Origin of the sequence: Loktanella gaetbuli, from assembly GCF_020531945.1 — a bacterium.
In the GTDB taxonomy this organism is placed as follows: Bacteria; Pseudomonadota; Alphaproteobacteria; order Rhodobacterales; family Rhodobacteraceae; genus Loktanella; species Loktanella gaetbuli.
The window spans coordinates 148739-164311 of the sequence record NZ_JAJATZ010000003.1 but is presented as its reverse complement, the minus strand read 5'-3'; the positions used below and the strand labels follow the sequence as shown (position 1 = coordinate 164311).

The 15573-nt window shown below is 58.7% G+C and carries 22 protein-coding genes; 11 read left to right on the top strand and 11 right to left on the bottom strand.

All coding sequences use genetic code 11. The features are described 5' to 3' along the window. The first annotated feature begins 10 nt into the window (after positions 1 to 10). The 5 genes from LGQ03_RS07385 to LGQ03_RS07365 all read left to right on the top strand — a co-directional run bounded on the left by LGQ03_RS07385 (position 11) and on the right by LGQ03_RS07365 (position 5442). The gene (locus LGQ03_RS07385) at positions 11 to 532 is read left to right on the top strand and encodes a TRAP transporter small permease (protein ID WP_226747889.1); all 522 of its coding nucleotides are present in this window, start codon (positions 11 to 13) and stop codon (positions 530 to 532) included. Beyond that, the gene (locus LGQ03_RS07380) at positions 525 to 1820 is read left to right on the top strand and encodes a TRAP transporter large permease (RefSeq protein ID WP_226747888.1); all 1296 of its coding nucleotides are present in this window, start codon (positions 525 to 527) and stop codon (positions 1818 to 1820) included. Before LGQ03_RS07385 ends, LGQ03_RS07380 begins: the two co-directional genes overlap by 8 nt. Before the next feature lie 6 nt (positions 1821 to 1826). Continuing rightward, on the top strand, positions 1827 to 3713 hold the full coding sequence (locus LGQ03_RS07375; RefSeq protein WP_226747887.1) for a bifunctional sugar phosphate isomerase/epimerase/4-hydroxyphenylpyruvate dioxygenase family protein: 1887 nt from the start codon (positions 1827 to 1829) through the stop codon (positions 3711 to 3713). Between the two features lie 374 nt (positions 3714 to 4087). Beyond that, on the top strand, positions 4088 to 4882 hold the full coding sequence (locus LGQ03_RS07370) for a hypothetical protein (protein WP_226747886.1): 795 nt from the start codon (positions 4088 to 4090) through the stop codon (positions 4880 to 4882). A 236-nt stretch (positions 4883 to 5118) separates the two neighbouring features. Next, a complete protein-coding gene (locus LGQ03_RS07365) occupies positions 5119 to 5442 on the top strand; it encodes a hypothetical protein (protein WP_226747885.1) in 324 nt (107 codons plus the stop codon). A 79-nt stretch (positions 5443 to 5521) separates the two neighbouring features. On the opposite strand, the gene LGQ03_RS07360 is transcribed toward LGQ03_RS07365, so the two are convergent. The 10 genes from LGQ03_RS07360 to LGQ03_RS07315 form a co-directional block, all read right to left on the bottom strand. Then, the gene (locus tag LGQ03_RS07360; RefSeq protein ID WP_226747884.1) at positions 5522 to 6172 is read right to left on the bottom strand and encodes a hypothetical protein; all 651 of its coding nucleotides are present in this window, start codon (positions 6170 to 6172) and stop codon (positions 5522 to 5524) included. A gap of 29 nt (positions 6173 to 6201) precedes the next feature. Continuing rightward, entirely contained in the window at positions 6202 to 7269 is a 1068-nt protein-coding gene (locus LGQ03_RS07355; RefSeq protein ID WP_226747883.1) for a tyrosine-type recombinase/integrase, read from the bottom strand. Positions 7270 to 7462: 193 nt separating this feature from the next. Next, positions 7463 to 7675 carry a hypothetical protein gene (locus LGQ03_RS07350; RefSeq protein ID WP_226747882.1) on the bottom strand — a complete coding sequence of 71 codons (213 nt, stop codon included), beginning with the start codon at positions 7673 to 7675 and terminating at the stop codon, positions 7463 to 7465. A 206-nt stretch (positions 7676 to 7881) separates the two neighbouring features. Continuing rightward, a complete protein-coding gene (locus LGQ03_RS07345; protein WP_226747881.1) occupies positions 7882 to 8553 on the bottom strand; it encodes a hypothetical protein in 672 nt (223 codons plus the stop codon). 4 nt (positions 8554 to 8557) lie between these two features. After that, a complete protein-coding gene (locus LGQ03_RS07340) occupies positions 8558 to 10408 on the bottom strand; it encodes a ParB/RepB/Spo0J family partition protein (RefSeq protein ID WP_226747880.1) in 1851 nt (616 codons plus the stop codon). An 11-nt stretch (positions 10409 to 10419) separates the two neighbouring features. Continuing rightward, the gene (locus LGQ03_RS07335) at positions 10420 to 10590 is read right to left on the bottom strand and encodes a hypothetical protein (RefSeq protein ID WP_226747879.1); all 171 of its coding nucleotides are present in this window, start codon (positions 10588 to 10590) and stop codon (positions 10420 to 10422) included. After that, entirely contained in the window at positions 10580 to 10777 is a 198-nt protein-coding gene (locus LGQ03_RS07330; protein WP_226747878.1) for a hypothetical protein, read from the bottom strand. The genes LGQ03_RS07335 and LGQ03_RS07330 overlap by 11 nt, the downstream gene beginning before the upstream one ends. Then, complete coding sequence (locus LGQ03_RS07325) at positions 10774 to 11289, bottom strand: hypothetical protein (RefSeq protein WP_226747877.1); 516 nt, start codon at positions 11287 to 11289, stop codon at positions 10774 to 10776. The genes LGQ03_RS07330 and LGQ03_RS07325 overlap by 4 nt, the downstream gene beginning before the upstream one ends. Before the next feature lie 127 nt (positions 11290 to 11416). After that, positions 11417 to 11617: a hypothetical protein gene (locus tag LGQ03_RS07320; RefSeq protein ID WP_226747876.1), complete on the bottom strand. Its 201-nt coding sequence runs from the start codon at positions 11615 to 11617 to the stop codon at positions 11417 to 11419. 210 nt (positions 11618 to 11827) lie between these two features. Next, complete coding sequence (locus tag LGQ03_RS07315) at positions 11828 to 12163, bottom strand: helix-turn-helix domain-containing protein (protein WP_226747875.1); 336 nt, start codon at positions 12161 to 12163, stop codon at positions 11828 to 11830. Positions 12164 to 12254: 91 nt separating this feature from the next. On the opposite strand from LGQ03_RS07315, the gene LGQ03_RS07310 reads away from it, so the two are divergent. After that, a complete protein-coding gene (locus LGQ03_RS07310) occupies positions 12255 to 12515 on the top strand; it encodes a hypothetical protein (protein WP_226747874.1) in 261 nt (86 codons plus the stop codon). Continuing rightward, positions 12515 to 12700, top strand: coding sequence for a hypothetical protein (locus LGQ03_RS07305; RefSeq protein WP_226747873.1), 186 nt, complete (start codon positions 12515 to 12517; stop codon positions 12698 to 12700). Before LGQ03_RS07310 ends, LGQ03_RS07305 begins: the two co-directional genes overlap by 1 nt. Here the strand turns inward: LGQ03_RS07305 and LGQ03_RS07300 are convergent, their stop codons facing one another. Continuing rightward, on the bottom strand, positions 12701 to 12952 hold the full coding sequence (locus LGQ03_RS07300; protein ID WP_226747872.1) for a hypothetical protein: 252 nt from the start codon (positions 12950 to 12952) through the stop codon (positions 12701 to 12703). A 93-nt stretch (positions 12953 to 13045) separates the two neighbouring features. On the opposite strand from LGQ03_RS07300, the gene LGQ03_RS07295 reads away from it, so the two are divergent. From LGQ03_RS07295 to LGQ03_RS07280, 4 genes are all read left to right on the top strand, one after another. Next, positions 13046 to 13405 (top strand): hypothetical protein, encoded by a 360-nt coding sequence (locus LGQ03_RS07295; protein WP_226747871.1) that lies wholly within the window; start codon positions 13046 to 13048, stop codon positions 13403 to 13405. A 217-nt stretch (positions 13406 to 13622) separates the two neighbouring features. Continuing rightward, positions 13623 to 13970: a hypothetical protein gene (locus LGQ03_RS07290; protein WP_226747870.1), complete on the top strand. Its 348-nt coding sequence runs from the start codon at positions 13623 to 13625 to the stop codon at positions 13968 to 13970. A gap of 137 nt (positions 13971 to 14107) precedes the next feature. Beyond that, positions 14108 to 14701, top strand: a complete 594-nt coding sequence (locus tag LGQ03_RS07285) for an MT-A70 family methyltransferase (protein ID WP_226747869.1) — start codon at positions 14108 to 14110, stop codon at positions 14699 to 14701. After that, the gene (locus tag LGQ03_RS07280) at positions 14698 to 15537 is read left to right on the top strand and encodes a ParB N-terminal domain-containing protein (protein WP_226747868.1); all 840 of its coding nucleotides are present in this window, start codon (positions 14698 to 14700) and stop codon (positions 15535 to 15537) included. The genes LGQ03_RS07285 and LGQ03_RS07280 overlap by 4 nt, the downstream gene beginning before the upstream one ends. The last annotated feature ends 36 nt before the right edge of the window (positions 15538 to 15573 follow it).

The following is a 15573-nucleotide window of genomic DNA, read 5'->3' as shown; positions in this document are numbered from 1 at the left end:
GCCGGTCACCATGGAAGCTCTTGTCAAAACCGGACTGTGGCTGCGCGCGCGTGCCGAAAACATCCTTGCAGCGCTGCTGCTGAGCATGTTCGTCGTGTTCCTCCTGCAAGTCCTGTTTCGCTACGTGCTTAATATTTCCGTCGACTGGACGGTCGAATGGGTCACGCTCGCGTGGCTCTGGGGCATCCTGTTCGGCTACGCCTTCGTTGTGAAGGGCCGCGAGGTGATCCGCCTCGATATGGTGTATTACGCCGTTCCCCGCCCATGGCGCCGCGTCTTTGACATCTTTGGCGGTCTTGTGATCGCGGCGATTTTTATTTTCACGCTTCCAGCTGTTTGGGATTACATCGATTTCATGGCGCGCGAACGCACGGCGGCCCTGCGCATTCCCTTCAACTGGGTCTTTTCCATCTACATGCTGTTCGCGGTGGCCGTGATCATCCGCGCGCTTGTTCAAGTCTGGGATGCCGTCACCGGACGTGGTCCGCACGTCCACCTCCCCCAAGATCCGGAGTCGCACGACTATGACTGATCCACTTACCCTTGCGATCGTGTTGATTGTCGTCCTCGTGATTGCGGGACAGTCGGTGGGCATCACCATGATCGCCGGATCGCTGATGTATCTTGTGCTTGCTGGCCGTGATCCGGGACTGGCGCCTGAAACCATGTTGCAGGGTTTGTTCAACGGCTACACCTTGCTTGCCATCCCGCTGTTTATCCTCGCGGCCGACATCATGAACGTAGGATCTCTTGCCGACAGGCTGCTCAGGTTCTGTCAGGCGCTCGTGGGTCGATTCCGTGGTGGGCTGGGGCACGTCAACGTCGTCTCGTCGGTAATCTTTTCAGGCATGTCCGGATCTGCCGTGGCGGATGCCGTGGGCATGGGCAAGATTATCATCGGAATGATGACGAAAGATGGGCGCTACACACCCCAATACGCCGCCGCGATCACCGCTGCCACGGCGACCATCGGGCCGATCATCCCTCCGTCAATCCCAATGGTCCTTTATGCATTGGTCGCGGACCAATCCATCGGCTTCCTGTTCGCCGCCGGCATACTGCCCGGCCTGATGATGGCCTTCATGATGGCCGGAATGAACTACGTCATTGCGCGCCGCCGAAATTTCCCCGTGGACGATGTCGTTCCCGCGCGTGAACTACCGGCCTTGACGTTCAAGGCGCTGCCAGCCCTTCTCCTTCCAGTCATCTTGTTAGGCGGCATTTATGGCGGCGTCGTCACTCCAACGGAAGCCGCTGCCGTTGCGGCCTTCTACGCGCTCGTCATTTCCATTGTTCTTTATCGGTCGGTGAGCATCAGGCAGTTTTACGGGGCGCTTTTGTCATCCGCGCGGTCTACCGCCGCAGTTGGCATTCTTGTCGCGGGTGCGCTGGCGTTCGAATACGTGATTGTGCGCGAACAGGTGCCCAACCAGATCGCATCGGTGATGCTCGACTGGGAAATGAACGCCATCACGTTCCTGATCGCCGTCAACGTGCTTATTCTGGTTCTGGGATGCGTCCTTGAGGGTGGTGCGATCCTGCTGATCATTGTCCCGATCCTGATCCCGACAGCGGAGGCACTGGGCATCGACATGGTCCATTTCGGTGTCGTCGTCGTCGTCAACGCAATGATCGGGCTGATTACGCCGCCCTACGGGTTGCTGTTGTTCATTGTGTCGAATGTCTCTGGCGCACCAATCGGCAAGGTCATTCAGGAAATCTGGCCGTTCCTGCTGGCGCTGATCGCCGCCCTGATAGTGATCACTTTTGTGCCGGACATCGTTTTGTTCCTGCCGCGACTGCTTGGCTATAATGGATAATCTTTCATGAAAACATCAATCGCGACTGTGTCCATTTCCGGCAATTTGCTCGAAAAGCTTGAAGCCATTGCCGCCGCCGGTTTCGACGGGATCGAAATTTTTGAGCAGGATTTCATCGCCCATGACGGCAACCCCCGCGAGGTCGGTGATCTGATCCGCTCCATGGGGCTGGAGATCACGTTGTTCCAACCGTTTCGAGATTTCGAAGGCCTGCCAGACCCCTTGCGCGCCAAGGCGTTCGACCGCGCGGAACGCAAATTCGATCTGATGGAAGAGTTGGGCACCGACCTGGTTCTGATCTGTTCGAGCTGCCATCCAGCAGCCCTGGGTGGGATCGACCGTGCTGCCGCCGATTTCGCGGAACTGGGCGATCGGGCCGCCAAACGTGGCCTGCGCGTCGGATACGAGGCTTTGGCATGGGGCACGCACGTCAACGACCACCGCGACGCGTGGGAGATTGTCAGGCGTGCAGACCATAAAAACGTAGGCCTTGTCTTGGACAGTTTCCACACGTTGGCTCGCAAAATCGATCCCGAAACGATCCGGCGCATTCCCGGTGACAAGATCTTCTTTGTCCAGCTTGCCGATGCGCCCCTGATCGAGATGGACTTGCTGTATTGGTCGCGCCACTTCCGCAATATGCCGGGCGAAGGTGAACTTGCAGTGGCCGATTTCATGACAGCCGTCATGGCGACGGGATACGCAGGGCCGATCTCGCTCGAGATCTTCAACGATCAGTTCCGTGGCGGGCAGCCCAAGACGATTGCAAAGGACGGTCACCGGTCGCTGGTGGCGCTCATGGATGATGTGCGCCGAGCAGAGCCCGCAACGGCAAAGACTGCGCCTGAGATGCCCGCGCGCGCCAATGTCGACGGGGTATCCTTTGTCGAGTTCGCGACCCGAGGCCGTGAAGCTGATGCATTCGAGGCCATGCTGCAGACGCTTGGCTTTCGCCACGCCGGCACCCACATCGCAAAGCAACTCGCCCTCTGGATCCAGGGCGACATTCGGATTGTCGTGAACCGTGAAACCACAGGCTATGCCAGCAGCGCCTATGCCATGCACGGTACGACCGTGTGCGATATCGGCCTGTCGGTCTGTGATGCCAACCAGGCCGTCAGCCGCGCTCAGCATCTTGGCGCTGATCTGTTCAAGCAACCGGTCGGCCCGGGCGAAATTGATATTCCCGCTATCCGGGGTCTAAGCGGCAGCGTTCTGCATTTCGTCGACGCGTCGTCGGCGCTTAAGAGCATTTGGGACGTGGAATTCAATCAGATGTCCAATGAGGCCGCAGATGCGGGCCTGATGCGGATCGACCATTTGGCCCAGACGATGAGCTATGACGAAATGCTCAGTTGGTCGCTGTTCTACACCACCATGTTCGATATGCGGAAATCACCGATGGTCGATGTGGTCGATCCCGACGGCCTAGTGCGCAGTCAGGCGATCGAAACGCCGGACGGTGCGTTCCGGATCACCCTGAACGGCGCTGACACGCACCGCACGATGGCGGGAGGTTTTCTGGCTGACAGTTTTGGCGCATCGGTCCAGCACATCGCACTGACCAGCGACGATATCTTCGCGACCAGCGCCGCCATGACCGAAATGGGTTTCAAGTCCCTTCCGATGGCTGACAACTACTACGCCGATCTTGCAGCCCGTTTTGACCTCGACCCAGATCAATTGGAACGACTGAAGGCTGGCAATATCCTCTATGACGAAGATGCGAAGGGATCGTTCTACCATTTCTATTCACGCCCCTACGCGGGCGGGATGTTCTTTGAGATCGTGCAGCGACAGAATGGCTACTCCGGTTACGGCGCACCGAACGCCCCATTCCGCATCGCCGCGCAAAAACGGCTGATGCGACAAAAGGGAATGCCGCGGATGTAAGCAATACTTCATTTCGTTAGCGCGAGCATTTGAACTTGTGTCACAACAATATATTTCAACATCCAGCGTCGATGAGCGCATATAATAAACCGGACCTATACCCCCTTACGTAATTTCTTGCATCACAGCATGCAGCAGCCTTCACTTTCATGTATGTCCGCTATTGCTGTTGTTCGAAGTAATTTAGGTAGAGCAACGGATGCCCGCTTTACGCCCGACGTGTTGCCTTTCCATCGTGAACAGCAAGAGTGAGCGACTCGTATAATCTTGTCTTGTAGCTGTCTGCTTTGCAGTCGGCAGCGGAGGATATCATCGACTCAAGTGATGAACGTCACAGTGCAAAGCTCACTTTCCCCGCCAGCATGATCGATGGATTGAACGAAAAACTCGATGGTTTGATCAATGTAGCGGTGCTGCGTAAGGCCTTCTCCATTTCCGATGTCCAGCTGAATGCATTGAAAGCTGCCAAGATTGTTGAACCGACGGTGCAAAGGGCACGTGCCCGTTCAGCCTGGGATCCGACAAAGATTGAATCTTTCCTAAGCAAGCTGACCGAAAAATCTACTGACATCAGTCGCGACGATCAGAGTTGGGAGCACATCCACGATGCAGCTGTCAGGTGCCGATTGACGATTGGGATCGTCGTGGCCGCTGTGTTGAAGGGTGACGTCGCCGTTGGCATTGATCACAAACGAAAAGGCTATGCAGCAGTCCATGTCGTGCCGGAGAAAGTTGATGCACTGGCGAAGGAACATTTCCCAGAAGGCCAGTCCCCGTTTGTCTTCGGGCAGGCATTGGGCATCGTCACAAAAGGAACCATGCAGGCGCTGATCGATTCAGGCCTAATGGAGGCCACAGTCATTTTGGATCCCAAGTCCGGTAAATCACGCCACCGCGTCACTGCTGCAGATGCTGACGCGTTCCACGCAAAGTTCCTGACGCTTCGGACCGCTGCTGCAGAGGTTGTTGAACCAAAGCGTGTAATTAAGGCTTTGATCGAGGCAAGTGAGGTCGAAGAGGTCTCAACTGCGCACCAAAGTTTCGACGGCATCTATCTGAGGCAGGATGTGGAAAGCTATGCATTGAGAAACCGCAATCGTAAATTAAACCTGCAAAAAACCACTGCGCGGAAAGGGGATGGTGTGATTTTTGGAAAAGGGATGCTGTAACTCACATCAGGTGTTTTTGGTGACCCCGGCAGGGTTCGAACCTGCAACCTGCCCCTTAGGAGGGGGCGACGCGATTTCGCAATAACTGTTAGTAATCAAACTGGTAGTGCTACGCGCCGTTACGATCTGTACTTGTTCTGTACCGACAGTAGCTAGATTTTTCGTTTGACTCGGTCACTTCCATTGTAGAGCGTGCCAGCAAAAGAGAAATTTTTGGAAATGGAAAACATTGAATCATGATGAGACTAGCTGGCATCGTAGCTTTTTCTTTGATGCTTTCGGCGAGCTTCGCTACGGAAAGTTTTGCTCAAGATGGTAGCGCGGACGAAAGGGCGTCATGCGCAAACTATGGCGACTTGGCAGAAAGTATCATGAGCAATCGTCAGCTTGGAATAGCCCTAAGTCAGATGATGGCTGTGAGCGAAGGAAACGAGACCTTTGAAATGATGGTAATGAGAGCGTATGATGTTCCCCAATTTTCATCCGAAGGTATGAGAAGCGATGCCGCTTCAAGATTTAGGAACGAAATTGAGATTGAGTGTTTCAAAGCTCAGCGTTAATTTTGATATGATGATTGGGTCCGACTTTTCTTTTAGGGGCTATTTTCGTTGGGATCGATAATTTTTCGGCGGCATGTTTTTATATCGTGCTTAGTATAAGTGAGATAGTTGAAAATAAGATCGTTACACTTATTGCGGCTATAGCTACTGTCATTGTCTCTCTGTGTCTTATTTCTTCGAAATTTCTAAATTTGTTCCGCACGAGATTTACGAGTGTCTCTCGAGGGTAAACTACACTGGAAAATGCATTGGATAGGCGGCTTGCCAAATCAGGCATGCTTTCTGACTCAATTTCAATAATTTCTAGCGCTTCGGTCTTGGTTGACCAAAGGTTTTGGAGCGTTTCAAAATTATCTGACCTGATGAAGTTGCCTGTCGATGGTGAGATGAAGTCTGTAGCGCCGTTTGGCGCAGGCCTTTGGTAGGAATCCCCTAGCTCGCCAACGAAGTAGTGTGAGTTTCTCTGCGGAATGCGAATGATAAGTCTTTCGCTTTCGAGTTCCTCCATTAATGCAACATAGTTGATGAATTTGTAAAATTCGTCATGAAATTTTCCTTTACTGCATAATAAAAGTACGCGTTTCCCTTCGTCAATTACCAACATGATAGGTCGGCTGCCAGTCGTAAAGAAATGATCGGAGGCTAGCCTTGCAAAATTGGAGTTTGTAGCGACTGCGTGCTCTGTGATAAAAGTCATAAATTTTTTTTCGTCGTCGGTATATGATCTCATTTCAAAACGGTCCTTCAGGAATTTTCGATCTATTTTGCTTTTTTAGTCGCGTATTTCTTTGTTGATACGGCTTCTCTGACTTTTCGCTCATCCAAATCGCTGTGCGCGTACACGCGATCTGGCAGCGTCGCGTCAGCCCAGCGTCCAGCCTTGGCCGCACTGATCGGATCCAATCCCTGACGTACGCGCATTTCGGTATAGAACCCATGCCTGCCTGCTTGGTGGGGGGGGAGATAGGGGATGACAGCGTTCTTGCAGATCGTTCGCCAGCGTTCGTGCATGCCTGTTGAGCTGGCATAGCCGAATACGCGCGCTGGCAGCGTGCGGTCACCGCTGCGCGCGCGGGGTCGTTTCGCTTTCAGGTTCGCCAGGCGCACGACCATCGCACGGCTGATCGCGACCCATTGTGCCGGATGCCCTTTGGATTCCGCCAGCCAGACCCGTCCATTCATCAGGTCGAGGTCCCGCGGGCGCAGCTGCACCGCCTGGCCGACTCGGGCGGCCGTTTCGAACATGAAGGCGGCAAGGGCGGCATTGTAGACGTCGGCGTGTGCCATGAACTTTGCCAGCCAGTCACGATCGGCGGCCGTGCGTTCGACGCGGCTCTGCTTGCCGCGCGCTGTGTCCTGTTCCATGCGTTCCTTGCTGGAATACCCACGCACGCGGATCGGCGGGCATTTGCCCTCGTCATGCGCGTTGTTGATGACTGACCGCACAGGGGTAACGATCTCGCGCCACCATGTGTCTGTGGCGCAGTTTGGCATCATGGTCGCGCCCAGGCTGCGCAATTCCTTGGGGGTGATCGACGCGACGGTCCGCCCGGTCAGGTGTGGCAGGATCCGCATCAGCTTGGCGGCTTCCGCTGGTTTGGCGGGATACAGCACAACCGCGTCGTCAAACGTCAGCGCGTCTGGCGCGTCTCCAATAATGTAACGACGCCTCTGCCGGACCGTTTCTTCGGCGATCCAGTCCCGTGCGCCCGCTTCTGTAGATGCGCCAGTGCTGATGCGCCGGTATGGGGTGATCGCTTGGCCGTCGAGTTCGACGCGACCGCGCGCCCACCATGCGTCGCCTCGGCGGTACGGTTCGAGCGGCATGTCGCGTCCTCCAAGATTCGATCAAGTTGTCCGGGTGTGATCAGCATGGCCCCGTGCCCGATCACCGTGCAAGCGCCAAGGTCACGGGCCTTGGCGCGCAGCGTCCTGGCGGACACGGTCATTCCGCGCGCCGAGAACAGATCGGCCCATTCTTCGGGCGTCTTGCCTTCGTCAAAGATCTGGGCACCGGTGGTCATGCGTTCGCCCCTGCGTCGGACTCGTCCCAGTATGATATTTCTTCATCTGCCAATTCCGCTGCCGCATCCGCGTCCCATGACATCGCCTCTGTTCCAAATTCCTCGCCAGCCAGCCGCAGGCATTCAATCGCCATGGTCGTGGCGTCGATTGAATGGATCGTGCCCTTGCTGCGCTTGATGAATCGCGCCGCCATAGCAGCGACAAACATGGGCAAAGTCATGCCGTCTGACGCAGGGCTGGTGGGGCAATAGACCGGCTCTTGCCGCGCTCTTGGGGCTTGATCTCCGGTATCGCTGTCGATCCAAACGGATTGCATCATGCGGTAGGTTACGGGGCGTTCTGGTAGGTATCTGAAGCACTTGCCGCAGAGCCAAGCGCCACTGACCATATCGCCGTGCGGGTGATTACAGGCGGTCATGCTGCCTCTCCAATCTGGTCGATATTGCCCATGACCGGGCGGAACGTGACGGCGATGACCCACGGGTTTGCGTCCCAGCCGAACCCGCGCTTGGCGTTCAGGCTATCCCAGAGGGTGCGGAACCACCGGCGACCAGATAGAAATTCCTCACGGGCAGGCCTGCCCTCTGCGATAGCGTCATCAACGCTAATCTCCTGCACGCGCTCGACCTTCACGTCGGTGACGATCAGCGTCACGCGGGACGCCCAGCGGGGCATGAACATCGGCGGGCGGTATTTGCCAGCTGTGAACGGGTCGCCCCACATTCCCGGCGCGTAAAAGCCATCCGCCAGATACAAAACGCTATCGGCATCGTCCAATTCGCGCGGCGGCGTGTCGTCCCACTCAACATCAGCCTTCCACGCCTCGCGGACCCAAAGGCGGTCGCCGATGGCGTATTGTAGGCGCGGCAGTAGTTCATGGTGCCGGAAGTCCTCCCAGACATGATCGCGCCGCCGGAACGTCCAATCGTAACCCGGCGTATCGGATCTCCCGAATTGAAAGAAACCCGGATACCCGCGCAGCTTTGGGATGCGCCGGGTCTGCGTCTTGCCGGTGCCAAGCGCGGCGATCTCGCGCAGGACCGCGCGCATCATGTCTGGGGAAAAGGGGATCGGGCGGTCGGTCATGTCGTCACCCGTCCTCGAACCGCAGCTCGCCGGGTGCCCAGGTGTCGATGGCGGCGTTCTGTTCGCGGGACAGGCCATGGGCTTCACGGGCGGAGAGGTCGTTGAAGAGCGCATCCAGCGCCTTGGCCTTGTCGGCCTTCTTCAGTTTGACGAACTGGTCGCGGCGTTCGTCATCAGATTCCAGTCCAAGGAACTGCGCCCAGAGGCGATCGAGGTATGGCCCGCCGCACCGGCCAAAGAAACCAGCGGCTGTCGGTGACCAGCTGCGGCGGATCTGCGCGCCGGCCTCGGCCGCAACCGCTGATGCGATTCCGCGCGTGTCGAGCTGCAGATGTCGGGCCAGCATCGTCGTCAGGACCGTGTTGCGGTGCTTCTTGCCCTTGGCGCGAAACGCTTCAAATGCTGCCGCATCAGCGACTTCGTGGGCCGTGAACTCATCAGCTTTGGAGAGACGCGCATCAATGGTTGTGCCGTCGAGTTTTTCCGGTGTGATGGTGGGCGTGTCCATGCGGACAGCGATTGGGCGGCCGTAGCTGGCAATCTCGGGTTGCAGGCTGAACGCCAGGAGGTCCAGCATCAGCTCTGGCTTGTCGAGTGCTGCGGCCTGCAGGCAGGCCAATTTGATCCGCGCCAAATCGTCCAGCAGGTTCTGTGGCATGTCGCGCGCTGGTTCTGCGCCGGATCGGTCCACGCTCACCTGGTCAGTCCCGCCTGCGTTGTCGTCTGTCGTGGTCGCAGCCGGTTTGCGGTGGGGGCCGCTGGACGTCAGATCACCGCGCCAATCGACGCATATGAAGATGCCGGCATGTGCCAGATCATCACCTGCAAAGTCGCCCTGCCTGCGCTCGCGTAGCTCTTTTGCGCGGGCATGATCCGCCTCGGTCGCCTGGATCGCGTCGATCCGGGCCTCGATCGCATCCATTTCGGATTGATCGGCCTCAGACAGATCGACGCTCTGACGAAAGATGCGGTCGAGCTTGGCCGTCATGGTGTAATCGATGTGGGGTCCAGTCGTGAATTCCACCCATGCCCAGCCTTCGTCCGCCTTGATCTGGTCCGCCTTGGCGCGCAGCGCGTCTTTGAACAGATCATCCAGCAACTTCTCGTCGTGCAGGTAGCTGGCACCCTCGAACAGGTCGGTGTCGGCCGTGCCGCCGGCAGCAAGATAGGCATCGAGGCCGACAAAGATCACGCGGCGATCATCGGACCGAATGCGGTCCTGTGTGAACATGCGCCGGACATCATTGGCGGTGGTGCGCGGCTGACATGCCGCGTCCAGGGCCTGTTCCGCTGCGTCCGGGGATGGGGCAAGTGTCAGGGCGCGCGCGACGTCGATCGTGATGCGGTCGGCGCGCAATGCGTCCAGGACGGTGTCCGGCAGATCGGCGAGTTTCAGGCGGCGTTCTACGTGCAGTTCGGATTTCGCAAAGGTGCGGGCGATCATGCCAAGGCTGTTGCCCTGGTTGCGCATACGGGCATAGGCGCGGACTTCGTCGGCGGGATGCAGGTCGCTGCGCGCGGTGTTTTCCGTGCCGGACCATGCGACGGCCTTGATATGATCGTCCGTGACCTTGACTGGGACGGGATCCACGATGCGGTGCTGCGGGACGCGGGACCATTTCTCGGACTGCAGCAACTTCAGCGCGCGCAGACGCTTGCCACCACCGACGATGCCGACCCGCCCCTCTTCGTCGCGATAGCCGATGAGATTCTGCAAAAGGCCGGACACGGCAATGGAATCCGCCATCGCCTCGATCTCGCCCTCGATCACTGTCGCACGCGCGTTCAGGTCAGAGAGGGTGAGGTCAGAAAGCGGGATCATCTCGATCGTGTCGTCAGAGGTCTGGACGTTCATGGGAAAACCTTTCAGTTGAAAATGGCAGTCAGGATGACGGCCCAGCCAGCGATGCCTGCGACGGCAAAGATGGGGAGGTATCCATCGCCACGGCTGAAACCGGCGATGACTGCCGCGATCACGACGATCAGCAGGCATGCGCCAGCGGTGGCAAGGATTGCGATTGCCGTATCAACCGACATGGCCAGCACCTGGTCGGGTAAAGGGATCGGCCATCTGCATCAGTGTCATCTGCAGGGCGTCGACGATGATCACAGCCTCCAGCAACGGGGTGCCGCTGCGCATCAGCTCGAACACGGCGCGACGGTGTCCGCGGGTCAGGGGCTGCAGGGTATAGCGCAGCTTGGATTGATCGGCTGTGCGGATCATGCTGCGCTGTCCTCGAGCAGCGGGCGCATGGCTTTTGCCCAGGCGCGGTCCGTCCAGTCTTCGGCCCCGCAATGGGCGTCGAAGATGTTGCATGCGCGTCGAATGCGTGCGTCGGAATGGTGGGCCATGTCGGCCTTGACCGCGCGTGCCCAGGTCAGCAAGCGGGACCGTTCGTCTTGCATGGCACGCAGTTCGCGCTGCGGATCGTGGCGCATGGTGTCCTGCAGGGCGCGGGCGCTGCGGCGTGCGCATTTTTTCCACTGGGCAATCGCGGCCACCAGCGTGTCGCCGCATCCGTTGATCCCCAGCAGTGTCAGATCCCAGTTGGGGTCACCCATGCCAGCGGTGTCGGGCGCGGCCAGCCTGCCGTCGCAGTCGATGACGGCCTGGCGGATCAGATCTTCTACCGTTTCGGGGGGCGCTGTCGCGACCACCCGCACCAGATCCGCGCGCAACATGGCGGTTACGGCGGCGGCGCTGTAGCCAAGGCTGTCGGTCAGGGATCTGGTCACGGCTGCACCCCGGCTGATAGGACATCAGAGATGCAAATCACGGCCTGTGCGGCCCCGGCCATGATGAGTGCCGCGAAAACCATGCCCGCTGCGACCCCAGCCAGAACAGAAAACGATGCACCATCCATCAGGCGGCACCGCCGGTCAGCATCGCGATCACGGCCGCATGGTGCTGCATCTGCGTGATGCGGCTTTGGTGCACGGTTTGGCCGCGTGCGGATTTCAGGATTGCCCAGGCCAGAACGCGGCGATGTGGGTCACTGTGCAGATCCAGCACCGTGATGCGGGCATCGCGGACCATCTGCGGGGTGGGGCGGGACGGTGGCATCTCAAGTCTCCATCAGAGGGGTTGATGGAGAATATTCGTAATACGATAAAATCGGATTGTCTACGGTTAAATACGAATATATCGGATTACTAAAGCGCGCGCGGCGCGAGTTTTCATTTGACCCGCGAGATCAAAAGGAGAACATTTACAATTTTAAGGAGGTGTAGATTGTGTTGATTCGGGTTTTGATCTGCATCCGGCGGCTTGGTCTTAACGCGAATTGGTTCGCAGATCGTAGTCAGGCGCGAGCGAAGCGAGAGCCTCGAACAATGCAGTCTGCAGCGTGGGTGGAAGGTGGTGGAAATCGCCGTTCAACATGAAGTTGAAGTCTATTCCGTGATTTCGGTATAAATATCTAAGCACTGACATATCTGGGCGACCGCGCTTTTCCTGTGTCGCGTAGGTCGTTGTCTTGATGCCCAGGTGTTCGGCAAACGCTTTTTGGCTAAACCCTGCGACCGTACGGGCAGCGACAAGGCGACGGGCGATCCACCCATCATCATTTTTCCGAAACCCGGTAAGGTGTTCTTTTTCTTCGATATCCATAGCGCGAAACTAGACCTTAATCCGACAATTTTGGAAGCGCGGAGATTTTGAAGGTTGATAATCCAATAATATCGTATTACGGCTGTTGGTCATGTATGACACAGCTCGCACCTTCATTGATCAACTCGGCGGCTATCGTGCCGTAGCCAAGCGACTGCGGCTTGGTGAGACAACGGTCCACGGCCACATGGTGGCCGGGACGCTTCCCGCGAAATGGTATGCCGCCTGCATTGCAATGGCTGGCGAGCGCGGCATCGAGCCGCCGCAACGTACCCTTTTCAGTTTCTATCCTCTGCCTGCGCTTCCTGTGCCGGACGAAACCTCCACACCTGCACCCGAAAGGACAGAATGATGTTGCGTCCCGTTCGTTTGCTGATGTGTCGCCTTGGGGCCGCAATCGCGCGGGCCGAGCGTGAAACCTATGACATCCAGAAGCAAGGCGATGACCACATTCGCAGGATCGCCCGGCAAGAGGCCATGGCCGTCTGGCGTGAGAAGGCTTCGGAAAAACGCCAGCAGGGGGCCGCACATGATTGATCATCGTCCCAGCCTGATCGCGATGGACAGGTCGTGCAGACGTTCGGATTCGGTGTCTTCGCCAGTCAGCGTCTCGCCTTCGATGCCTTCCAGTACCGCTGCGCGTTCGGCCAGACCGTCTGCGATGATCTCGCGCGCGCCCGGTTTGATGTCATCGATCACGGCCAGCACCTCGCCCAGGACGGCGCGCATTGCGGACAGGTCCATCTGCAAGGTGCGGATCAGCGCAACATGGTTTTCGTCATCGTCCATCGGTCAGCTCCTCTGGCTGTGGGCGGGGGCGGTTCGGCACCTCCTCCCGTCGGATCGTTCCAATCTGCGGCGCGGGTGCCGAGGGGGTGCCGCATGACACACCTTCGCATCGTGGCGGATACATCCGCGCCGCAGTCATCTGATACACGCAAGCGGGCCCCGCTGTCCCGGTCCGAAGTTTCGGTCCGGCGTGACGGAAACGTCCTGTACCTGCGACCCGCGGCGGCCGGGACCTTCAAGGCGTGGTTTGCGGGCGCGTTGGCCGATTGGCTGCGTGCCACCTACGACAGCCCCGAACACGTCGCTGCGGCGTTTACCGTGCGATCCTCGACAGCCTGGAGCTGGTGGAATGGCGACAACAAGGCCAGCGGGGACGCCGTCATCCGCATGGCGATGGAACACCCGGAGATTGCGGACTGGTTCCGTGACGCCTGGGCAAGGTGCCGCGCATGAGCGCGCGCCACCAATCGACGCGGCCCCTGCCGGGCCTGCGTCTGCCGGGGGGCCTTCCTGCCCCGAAGCTGGGGGTGCGGTCAGGCTCTGCCGTCTGCCGCACCCGTTTTTTCCCGGCGTCGGTACGTCGCGGTCGGGGTTCCTATGTCCTGAGAGGCCCATACCGGGGGGGCGTGGGTGACCGCAGGACGTGCCCCCCATCTGACCGGGTGTCGTCATGGTGAGGGCGATAGAGGATAGAACCTGCGACAATGCTGCCGATTTCATCGACGACATGCCACGCATGTTGCGTCTTCATGCGGCAGGCGGCGGAACACAGATCACGCTGAGTGCGGCTGGGTGTATCGCGCTGGCCAAGCGGTTGGACGACGCCGCCAGCCGAAAAGCGAAACTGGCTGACCAAGAAACCGCGCTGCACGCGGCAACGGTTGCGCGGGATCTCGAATGCGCCCGACAGCGGTCGGACTACATCGACAACAAGCGATGGTTTCTGTTCTTTGTCGCGATCGAATGCGGCGATGCTGCCTACGGTGCAGCGCGCTATCTCGCCGGGGTTCTGTCGTGAATGGCCCGGCCCCTTATCAGGCGTCATTCGCCGATGATCTGGGTCTAACCGCCTGCGCAGCTCCTGCGCCGTCGTCAGGCGAACAGACCGCAGCCGGCCTTCTTGGCCTGCGGCCGCACGGCGGATTCCAGATGATCATGGCGGATCCTGCTTGGCGCTTCGAGGTGTTCAGCGAGAAGGGCGAAGAAAAGGCTCCGCAAGCGCATTACCAGTGCATGTCCCTCGACGACATCAAAGCACTGCCGGTGTCAGCCATCGCCGCCGATGACTGTCTGCTGTGGCTGTGGGCGATCAATCCGATGCTGCCCCAAGCTCTCGAGGTCATGGCGGCGTGGGGCTTTACGTTCAAGACAGCAGGCACCTGGGTCAAACGCACCGTGCACGGCAGGGACGCCTTTGGCACAGGCTATATCTTTCGGTCCAGCAACGAGCCGATCCTGATCGGCACACGTGGCAGTCCAAAGACAACCCGCGCGACCCGGTCCGTCGTATCGACCTATGACGACGGGTTTCACATCGGTGCCGATTGGCCGGGTGGCTCGATCACGATCGAAGGCTTGGCCCGGGCCCACAGTCAGAAACCGGAAAACGCGTTCATCGCGGCCGAAAACCTGATGCCGCAAGCGCGACGGGTTGAGCTGTTTTCCCGCACCGACAGACCCGGCTGGTCCAGCTGGGGGGATGAGGTCGGATTGATCCCACTGGATGACGACATTGGAGGTAAGGCATGACGTTTCGTGACATCGACATTGGCGATCGCCCCAAGCTGCGCGCGCAACCTGGACCGCGTCCGGGCCTGAAGTTCATCCTGATCGATCAACTGGTCATCGACGGTGATTTTCAGCGTCCGCTGAACCGGTCGAACTGGCTTGCCATCGAACGGATCGCCAAGGCGTTCAACTGGGCGCATTTCACGCCGATCGTTGCCGCACCCGTCGGTGATGATCGCTACAGCGTGATCGATGGCCAGCATCGCACGCACGCCGCCCGCATGATCGGTGCGGATTCTGTCCCGGCGATGATCGTCAACCTGACCGATGCCGAACAGGCCGCAGCCTTTACCGCGATCAACGGGCAGGTCACTGCGATCACCGCGTTTCACATCTACAAGGCAGGGCTGGCCGCGGGTGAGCCGTGGGCCGTCACAGCCCGGGCAGTTGTTGCTGATGCCGGATGCGAGTTGATGACCTACCACCCGTCAGCTGCTCACAAAAAAGGACGGCAGGTGTACTGCATTTCCCTGATCCGGTCGCATGTCGAGGCCAAGCGCGGTGCGCTGGTGACAACGGGATTGTCGGCCCTGGCCCGTTGCGCAAGTGCCGACAATCCGGCGATCTGGGCCCATGGATTTCTGCGCCCGTGGCTGGCGGCCCTGCAGGATAATCCGCGCGCCTTGCAGCGGGACCTCACTGAATTCTTGGCGCTGCAGGATCCGCTACGCATTCAAAAGCGGGTCGCGCAGATGGGTCGCAAAGAGGACTATGCCGATATCAGTCACCCCGTCCTCATGAAGCGGGTGATCGATCAGCTGCTCAAGGCATGGATGTCGGGTGGGTTGCCGGCATGATCGATGATGCTCAGATCCTTGCCGATTTTCTCGGAG